Source organism: Trueperaceae bacterium (genome assembly GCA_031581195.1).
Taxonomy (GTDB): Bacteria; Deinococcota; Deinococci; order Deinococcales; family Trueperaceae; genus SLSQ01.
The window spans coordinates 1-2,659 of the sequence record JAVLCF010000186.1; the positions used below are offsets into that span (position 1 = coordinate 1).

General features: G+C 68.7%; 1 protein-coding gene. It reads right to left on the minus strand.

Annotation, left to right across the window (positions count from 1 at the left end):
• Nucleotides 1–12 precede the first annotated feature (12 nt).
• Nucleotides 13–1,596: a DEAD/DEAH box helicase gene (locus tag RI554_11230; GenBank protein ID MDR9392586.1), complete on the minus strand. Its 1,584-nt coding sequence runs from the start codon at nt 1,594–1,596 to the stop codon at nt 13–15.
• Between the last annotated feature and the right edge of the window lie 1,063 nt (nt 1,597–2,659).

Genomic DNA, 2,659 nt, shown 5'->3' on the forward strand with positions numbered 1-2,659 from the left:
GCTCCCCGGCGCTCACGGCGTGCGCCCCGGGGCCGCCGCCTCGTCGTCGTCCGGCCAGGGGCGCTCCCGGCCGGCGTACAGGAAGCCCGCCTCGGCCCCGTCGCCGGCGTTGCGGCCGGACAGGTCGCGCGGGAGGTAGGTCACGGCTCCGTCGTCGCCGACGGTGCGCACGACCGTGTGGAACTCGTGCCCGCACGTGCGGCAGAACGAGAGCGGCAACAGCACCGCCTCACGGTCGCGGCCGGGGGCGAACCGTTGCGCGTCGAGGGTGACGTGTCGTTCGTCGGGCGCGTCGAGGGTCGCGTATATCGCGTCGCCCTTCGAGAGGAACTGGTGCAGCCGAAAGGCGAACAGCGGGCGACCGGAGGCGTCACGCATCTCGCTCGCGCGCAGGAGGAGGGTACGGACGGCGTGGCGGACCTGAGGCTTCTCCAGCCCGAGGGCGGCGGCGAGGTCGGCGGCGGCGCCGTCGGGTCCCTCGAGCCGCTTGGGTTCGGCCCGGATCATGCGTCCGGTCTCCGGTTCGCGCGCCACCCCGAACGTCGTTTCGACCCACGACGCCAACGGGGAGCGGGCGACGTCCTCGTAGGGGCGCCGTACGAGGGCCTCGACGTCCTCGACGTCGCGGCGCAGCGCTTCCGCCGTCGGGGCGTCCGCGAGATCGATTTCGGGCGTGACGCGCTCCAGCGTTTCCCCCACCACGTGGTCCGCCGTCACCTCCACCCCGAACAGGCGGGTGGCGACCTCCGCCACCGTGCGTTGCCGGTCGGCGTAGGTCCCTTCGCTGGCCATGGTGGCGGACGTCCCGATGCACTGCAGGTTCGTCGCGCCCAGGCGCTCCCGGACGCGGCGCACCAGCATGGCGACGTCCGCCCCCTGACGACCTCGGTAGGTGTGGAGCTCGTCGAGCACGAGGAAGCGGAGGTTCGTCGCGGCGTTCACGAGCTTGTGCTCCTGGGGGCGCGTCAGGATGAGCTCCAGCATCACGTAGTTGGTCAGCAGGACGTCGGGCGGGTTCTCGACGATCGCGCGCTTTTCGTCCTCGCCCTCCTGACCCGTATAGCGGGCGAAGGTCACCGGGGGTTCGTCGCCGTAGCCGTACCCGAGGAACTTCTCAAGCTCCCCCATTTGGCTGTTCGCCAGCGCGTTCATGGGGTAGACGACGATCGCGCGCGTTCCGCGGCCCGACCCGGCTCGCAGGACCTCGTCGACGATGGGGATCATGTAGGTGAGGCTCTTGCCCGATCCCGTGCCGGTCGTCACGACGTACGGGTGCCCGTCGTGGGCGATGCGGAGCGCCTCGACCTGGTGCCGGTGCGCGACGAGGGGACGACCGACGGGGTCGTCCGGGTCCTTGCCGACGCGGAACACGTCGCGCGTGGCGGGGAGAAGCGTGCCGTCCTCGACGAGGGCGTCGAGGGGCCCACCCGGCGCGTACGCCGGATTCAGTTGGACGAGCGGTTGCGGCCACAAGTGCCCTTCCTCGAGGGCGCCGTCGACCGTCGCGCGAATGCGCTCGTCGGAGATGTGGATGAAGGAGCGGACGTAGTCGGCGTAGTCGCCGACGAGCGCGTTGCGAAAGTCGAAGACGTCCATGACGCAAGTGTATCACCCGCACCTGCGACGGAGAACGACGCACCGGGGCGAACCGTCGTGTCTCGCGATTCTGTTACCGCCGAACCGGCGAATGACGGGATGTAACGTCCCGGTGTGCTCAGGCCCCCCGTCCGCCGAGTACAGGAGGCTGACCCCATGCGAAACGGGCACGTAGACGTGATGACCCCACCCCACGTTCAGGGGTACACCGGGGCGTCGTCGCGTCGATACACGAACCCGGCGGGGGAGGGGTCCCACGCCGGGTGCGTGTCTCGGGGGCGCTACCAGGAAAGGTGTGGGGGTGCGGTCGCGCGAGTCCGCGTGGCTCGTGCGTCCGCCCACGTGGGGCTGGTGGACGCCCAGTACGTCGGTCGGTGCGGCCCCCGATCCGTCCGGGCCGGCGTACGCTCGAAGGATGTCCGATGCGGCAAGGGGTGGGGGTCGGGTCCTTGGATTCGTGCCTAGGGGGTCCGGGACGGGCGTCCCAACTGTGGAGATGCGTTGGGTGCCTTCACGGTTGACCGTATGGTGCGAGCTTCCGGGGGCCGGGGATGTCGTAGTTTGGCCGTGGGTGGGGACGAGGGGTGCTTGGCGTGAGGGTGGGACACGTTCTCGTATTCGCGGAGCGGCGACAGCGTCCTCCACGGTGAATGAACAGGCTTAAGCGGGATTTTCCAGGACATGATCCTCCACCATGTGAGGCGCGACCGACAAGGCCGATGTCTCCCGAACAACGTTCGGCGTCGAATGCTCTAACCGTGCTACGGTACGAAGCAGTCTGTTTTTGAACTAATACCGAATCGCGCCGTTCGCAACTGCCGAAACGTCAATCCTTACCGGGAGTTGAAATGCCCAAGAAAGGTCCACGAGGCAACTCTGAAGGAGAAGCTCCCCGTCGAACGATTGTCGTGGGCAGCGCGTCGGCATCTCGTACGGTGGGTTTGCAGATCGCTCGCGACGGCGAGGCAGGCGTTTTGATCACCACGATCGCCCCACTCGTCGCAAGGGTAGCGGCGCCGCTCCTCGCGATTGCCTCGCCATCGGACGTTGAGCGCGCAGTGCG

Excerpts from the sequence above, each read along its gene's own strand:
- RI554_11230 (MDR9392586.1), bottom strand. The coding sequence starts at position 1,596 with ATGGACGTCTTCGACTTTCGCAACGCGCTCGTCGGCGACTACGCCGAC.